This window comes from Marinagarivorans sp. (assembly GCF_982758155.1).
This window is the reverse complement of sequence record NZ_CEXWTU010000270.1, coordinates 1-6054: the sequence shown is the minus strand read 5'-3', so window position 1 is coordinate 6054 and position 6054 is coordinate 1. Positions and strand designations below refer to the sequence as shown.

At 44.5% G+C, this 6054-nt stretch carries 4 protein-coding genes; 2 read left to right on the top strand and 2 right to left on the bottom strand.

The window, feature by feature from the left end; all coding sequences use genetic code 11:
* The first annotated feature begins 82 nt into the window (after positions 1–82).
* Positions 83–955 carry a ketopantoate reductase family protein gene (locus AC3A8L_RS19115; RefSeq protein WP_487963872.1) on the top strand — a complete coding sequence of 291 codons (873 nt, stop codon included), beginning with the start codon at positions 83–85 and terminating at the stop codon, positions 953–955.
* 401 nt (positions 956–1356) lie between these two features.
* Complete coding sequence (locus tag AC3A8L_RS19110) at positions 1357–3219, top strand: CotH kinase family protein (RefSeq protein WP_487963871.1); 1863 nt, start codon at positions 1357–1359, stop codon at positions 3217–3219.
* 68 nt (positions 3220–3287) lie between these two features.
* Here AC3A8L_RS19110 and ade read toward each other — a convergent pair whose 3' ends face one another.
* Positions 3288–5006: an adenine deaminase gene (gene ade, locus AC3A8L_RS19105; protein WP_487963870.1), complete on the bottom strand. Its 1719-nt coding sequence runs from the start codon at positions 5004–5006 to the stop codon at positions 3288–3290.
* A 555-nt stretch (positions 5007–5561) separates the two neighbouring features.
* Complete coding sequence (locus tag AC3A8L_RS19100) at positions 5562–5921, bottom strand: hypothetical protein (protein ID WP_487963869.1); 360 nt, start codon at positions 5919–5921, stop codon at positions 5562–5564.
* Positions 5922–6054 lie beyond the last annotated feature (133 nt).

Genomic DNA, 6054 nt, shown 5'->3' with positions numbered 1-6054 from the left:
AAAGCTATTAGCGAAGGAAAAACTGGTTAAAAAGTCACCTTGAAAGGGCTGGTGTTATCTATTTAATTTGAATTCAATTGCTATGCAGACAAAAATATACAAACACTGGCACATTTTGGGTGCCGGCGCTATTGGTACACTTCTGGCTTTTAAGTTAAGTGAGCAGCAGCGTACATTTAGCTTGATTGGTCGTAATCATCAAAATGATGATAGGCGCTTTACCGACTTAAAAAACGTTCAGCATCATTTGACGGGTGTTGAATGTGACGTTATTGATGGCCTCATTATTTGCACTAAGTCGACACAGGCACTCGATGCATTTGCATCAATACAATCACGACTTGGGCCGCACAGTATTGTGATCTGTTTATTTAACGGTTTAGGGGCGCAGCAATTGGTGCAAGAACGCACCAATTGCCCTGTGTTTTTTGCGACGACTACGGAGGGGGTTAGCAAGGTGGCGCCGGGGCACTATATGTATAAAGGTGCTGGTGAGACGATGGTTGATGATCGTATTCTGCAGTTTATTAACCGGGATGATTTACCCGAATTATTCAATGTTGTGGATAATATTGACGAGCGCTTATTGAATAAGCTGGTGGTCAATAGCCTGATTAATCCTTTAACGGCATTGTTCGATTGTAAAAACGGTGAGTTACTATCGAATGCACAAGCGATGACAAGCATGCGTGCCTTGGCCGGTGAAATTGCCTTGTGGTTAAGCACGTATGTTTATAGCACTTCTGCGGAAGTTGTTCTTGATATGGCAGTGGCTATCGCGAAAAGTACCGCTAATAACACCAGTTCAATGCGACAAGATATTCAGCGGAAGCAGCTGAGTGAAATTGATTTTATTAATGGTTACTGGTTAAAGCACAATCCCAAGAAATTGATTCTTGGGGAAAACGCGCGAATGATGGCAGAGATTAAGACGGTTGAGGCTAAATTTATTTAGAGCTTGCGCTATTGTTGCTGGTTGAGTTCCTTGTGTTTCTGGATAGTTCAATACTCTTTGGGTTACGCTCCTTTGGGGCTTTTAGGAAAGAGATATGTCGTGCTTACTTGCTTAGAGCGGGGAAGTAGGGCTTAAGTTTTTTTTGGGGGGGGCAAAAAATCTGTGGTGTCGTTATAGTCTGCTTTTTCGGGGCGCGGGCTTAATCTCGAGGGGGGAGCCTTATTGCTTTAGCTGGGTTTTTACGACCGTTCCCTATTATGCTGTTCAAACGGTTTATATTGTTACAATTTTTAACATTATTGAAATTGTAACGAACAAAAGGTTAGAGCAGTATGTGCGATCAATAATGAAGTGCCCCCATGGAAAGCATAGGGCGGTGCGGTGTATTTATGGAGTATGGTATGTATTTTGGGTGCAAATTATCACTGCTAGTTCTATTTTCTTTAACTTTTATGGGTTGTGATGGCTTATCTCTGCAGCCGAGATTAACTGCAGACGCGGGTTCCGATTTAACGCTTGAACCTGATTCTGAAGTGGTTTTATCTGGACAAGGAAAAAGCCGCGCTGGCGACGAGCTAAGTTATTCTTGGCATCAGCCTGAGGGGCAAAAGCTAGTATTGAGCGAAGCCCACCACCGAGATATTAAAATAAAATTACCCGCTGATAGCTCATCATCTTTCTATACGCTGCTTTTTACAGTGACAGATCAGAGCGGTAACAGTGCAACCGATTCACTAAATATTACTGTTAAATTACCCCAGAATCTGCCCAAAATGATTGCTGACTTGGATGCCAAGCGTTTATTACTGCCAGTCGCTTTAGATCAACTTCATCAGCTTCAGATTAATATTGTTCAAGATAGGCCCGCTAATAGTGATGTTCGATTGCTTGGGGTGAATGGCTCATCGTCGGTTCAGGTCGAATTAGCTGCTGCGGTAGCGGGGGACTCTTACCCTGTGTTGGTTGCAAGAAAAAATGCTGAAGGCGAGATTGTTGAGGAGCAGTGGCAGTTGGTATTGACGGGTCTACCGATTGTTTACATCAGCGCTGAAGCTGAAATCAGTGACGAGCCCAAAAAACCTGCCTATTTAACGCTCATAGAGCCTTTAAGTGAGGGTGAATTTAGTGTTTTCACATCAGATATGGGGGTCGAATATCGCGGTAATACGTCACAGGGGTACGCAAAGAAAAGCTTGGATATTGAACTGTGGGAAAGCGCATCCAATACGCACCATCAGGCCGAGGAGCGTAAGGTTAAGTTATTGGGTATGCGCAAAGATGGCGACTGGATTTTGGATGCCATGTATATCGACTATGCTCGCATGCGTAACAGGGTTTCAACGGATCTATGGCGGGGCTTCGCCAAAACACCTGAATGGTCTGATGCATCATCATACTCTGGTGGCACCCGCGGTAAGCTTGTAGAGATTGTGCTTAATGATCAATATCACGGCGTTTACATGCTGACAGAGCAAATCGACCGCAAGCAGTTGGATCTCAAGGATGCCAAAGAAGGGAAAGTACGAGGAGTGCTTTACAAAGCGGATCTATGGGGTGACGTTGACGGCGCGCTAGTTTCAAAGTTTGAAGCTGACGTGGAGTTACCCCGTGATGACCAGGTTCAATGGCACGGTTGGCAGCTGGATTATCCTAAGGAGCCATCTGCAGAGGCTTGGAACTCTCTCGCTAATCTTTATCGTTTTGTTCGCTCTGCCAGTGACGAAGAATTTAAGGGCGGGATAACACAATACATCGATTTGGATAACATTATTGATTATACGCTGTTGCTGAATGTGATATTAGGTAAGGATAATCAGGGAAAAAATACATATTTCGCAGTTTTCGATCAAACATCGACAGACCTAAAAGATAACCGAATTTACTATATTCCTTGGGATATGGATGGCACATGGGGTCGAAACTGGAGTAGTCAAAAAGATAGCCACGTAGGCTGGCTAGATAATACTTTGCTAGAGCGCATTGACTCGACAAACCCCGATAATTATCGGGAGCGCCTAAAGTCTCGCTGGCAATTGCTGCGCACAACGCACTTTAGTCAGGCTAATTTAATGAATCGATTTGATCAATATGCTCAAGCATTGAATGACAGCGGCGCCATTGAAAGAGAGAATGCTCGCTGGGGAGCGCAGTTATTTGACGATAAGGGTGCAGATTTAGATATCGAGCTAGAGCGACTTTATTTAGAGGATTGGAGCGCTAGCCGACTAAATTGGTTGGACACCTACATTTCCGAGAATTTTTAAACCGAATACTCGGAATACCCAAGTTATGATATTCATCTAGTCGATGGCGCGAATAGCGTCTATACAAATCAACTTTCAATTAGGCTGAATGTATCAACATCTACTAGCCCTTTGTCGGTAATCTTTAGGTGGGGAATAACGGGTAGGGGTAAAAAGGCTAATTGTAAAAAAGGTTCCGGCAACGGGCAGCCCATATTGCGAACGGCATTTCTTAATACAAGTAATTGTTGGCGCACGGTTTCATGTGGTTGTGGGCTCATTAGGCCTGCAATAGGTAATGCGAGTTCTGCCTCAATCTTGCCATTTACGGCAGCAGCAAAACCACCGCCGAGTTTAATGAGGTGATTAACGGCAGTGACCATGTCGGCATCGTTAGTGCCCAGTACACAAATATTATGGCTGTCGTGCCCCACGGAGGATGCCAAAGCGCCTTGTGTTAGTTGAAAGCCTTGTACAAAACCTTTACCAATATCACCATTTTTTCCGTGCCTTTCCAATACACAAATTTTTAAAATATCTCGATCAGTATCGGAAATACACTGGCCATTTTTAACGCTTATATCTAGCGTACGCTTTTCGGTAATAATGCTGCCAGACTTTACGCCAATAACCGGCATGTTGCGTTTATTGTCACTAATCACAATATCACTAGCGCTAATGGGCTGGCGTTTTACGCTGTTTAAACCAATGGGGGCAACTGAGTTTCTACCTGCAAATAACGCGTTGTTTACTAACTTTCCTGCGCAAATTACAGATTCCACCTGACATTGCTCGTAATCGCTCAGCAATACCAGATCAGCGCGTTTGCCGGGAGCAATTATTCCGCGATCCGTAAATCGAAAGGCCCGTGCTGCCGAGAATGTTGCCGCCCGATAAGCATCGCCTGGGTTAACGCCAAGTTTTATGGCGCTGCGGATCAAATAATCTAAATGGCCTTCTTCGGCAATATCTAATGGATTGCGGTCGTCAGTACAAAAGCCCATAACATTCGAGGTGTAAGCATCCAGCAGCGGTGCAAGTGTGGATAAGTCCTTGGAGACGGTACCCTCGCGAATTAATACATGCATGCCTTTGCGTAATTTCTCACGAGCTTCTTCCTGAGTGGTTGTTTCGTGGCAGTTGCAAATACCGCAGGCAAGGTAAGCGTTTAGATCTTTACCGCGCACCATGGGCGCGTGGCCATCAATATGCCAGCCATCAAATGCCGCGAGTTTATCTAACACCTCGGGGGCCTTGGCGAGCAGGCCTGGATAATTCATAAACTCAGCCAAGCCGATAACGCTGGCGTGATCACGCAAGGCCACAAGATCTTCCGCGCTAAGGCTGGCGCCGGCGGTTTCTAAGTGGGTAGCCGGCACACACGAAGAAAGCTGAACATAAAGATCGAGGCAGGTTTGTTCGGCGCATTTAAAAAAATATTCTATGCCAGCCTTACCCAATACATTGGCAATTTCGTGGGGGTCACAAATGACCGTAGTTGTCCCGCGAGGTAACACACAGCGATCAAACTCCAGTGGTGTGACCAGGCTAGATTCACAGTGAACGTGGGTATCTATAAAGCCGGGCACAACCGTTAAACCTGTTGCATCTATCTCGTTTTTACCTTGATATTGCTCACAAGTCCCCACAATAGTATCGCCGCAAATAGCAATGTCACCTTGCAGCAATTCACCCGTAATCACGTCTAGAAACTGGGCATTGCGAATCACTAAGTCTGCCGGCTCACGGCTGAGTGCTTGATCTATGCGCTGAGCAATAATATTGCGCTGATGAGTAAAGTCGGTCATTGGGGTTCCTGATGCGCTGATGTTAACGTGAGTTTAGCAAACATCGGCGGTACTTATTCGATGCTGGTTTTGATGCTGTGTTAGCGTTAGATCGCCAAGTTTAATTTTGATGAACCTTGCAGGAATATACAAGGACATGCGCTCGTCAAATTGCTATGTAAAGCATAAAGAGCTCCAAACCTAAAATAATTCGCTATTTGACTCCTCTGGATCTAGTGTTAAATCCTAAAGTGCTGGATAAATAACCATGGGTAAGTTTCGTAGCCAATTGGTATCAATAGATGATACTCCTTTCTACAGTATTACAAGCGGCTGCGTTAGGCGGAGTTTTTGTGTGATTTTGACAAAGTTAACGGTAAAAACTACGAGCACCGCTGTGACTGCACTGCTCGCTTTCTCCTGCGCTCCCAGCATTAATATATTCCTGCACGTCGATCGAGCAGCGAATTCGACTCTTAAACTCGATATTCGCCATCGAAATTTTCGCCTATTCCCTAATGTTCAATCACCTACATTACCGGTTTCAAATGATTGCTGCTAAGGCTGTAATAATTTTTAGCAATCAATATGATTGCTATTTAAAACGAGTCTGTATGCGCCATCTTTTTCAATCATCGTTTTGAGTTTTTCTCTGCTGATAGATACTTCGCATTCACCAGTTATTGCCTGCAGCTGATGAAAGGTTTCAGATAGCTCTCCTTCTTTTGCAGAAAAACGCCAGCCGTCTTCGCCTCCGGGGGCGAGCATCAAAGGCAAAAGCTTTGTTGCTCCATCCTTAAGCTGAACGCTAATTTTTAGCGGTATCTCGGTATTATTATTGACGAAGAGGTAATCGAAATTTGGCTCACCACAGCTCACTAAGGTAATTGTAAGAAGGCTTATTAAATAATTTCTAACGATCATTTTTAGTGTCATCTCGATGAGATTAATTTAAAAACTAAGAATGTCGACTGGCGTTAATAATTCCGAGTACTCAGCGTCTGGGCGCTAGCGGCAGTGTAGAGAATAAGGGGCGGGGCAATAATAGTTTGTCCAATTAGACGAGGGC

What these genes read in the sequence shown, in the direction of transcription:
- AC3A8L_RS19110 (WP_487963871.1), top strand. Translation starts at nt 1,357, where the DNA reads ATGTATTTTGGGTGCAAATTATCACTGCTAGTTCTATTTTCTTTAACT.
- AC3A8L_RS19100 (WP_487963869.1), bottom strand. Translation starts at nt 5,921, where the DNA reads ATGACACTAAAAATGATCGTTAGAAATTATTTAATAAGCCTTCTTACA.
- AC3A8L_RS19115 (WP_487963872.1), top strand. Translation starts at nt 83, where the DNA reads ATGCAGACAAAAATATACAAACACTGGCACATTTTGGGTGCCGGCGCT.
- ade (WP_487963870.1), bottom strand. Translation starts at nt 5,006, where the DNA reads ATGACCGACTTTACTCATCAGCGCAATATTATTGCTCAGCGCATAGAT.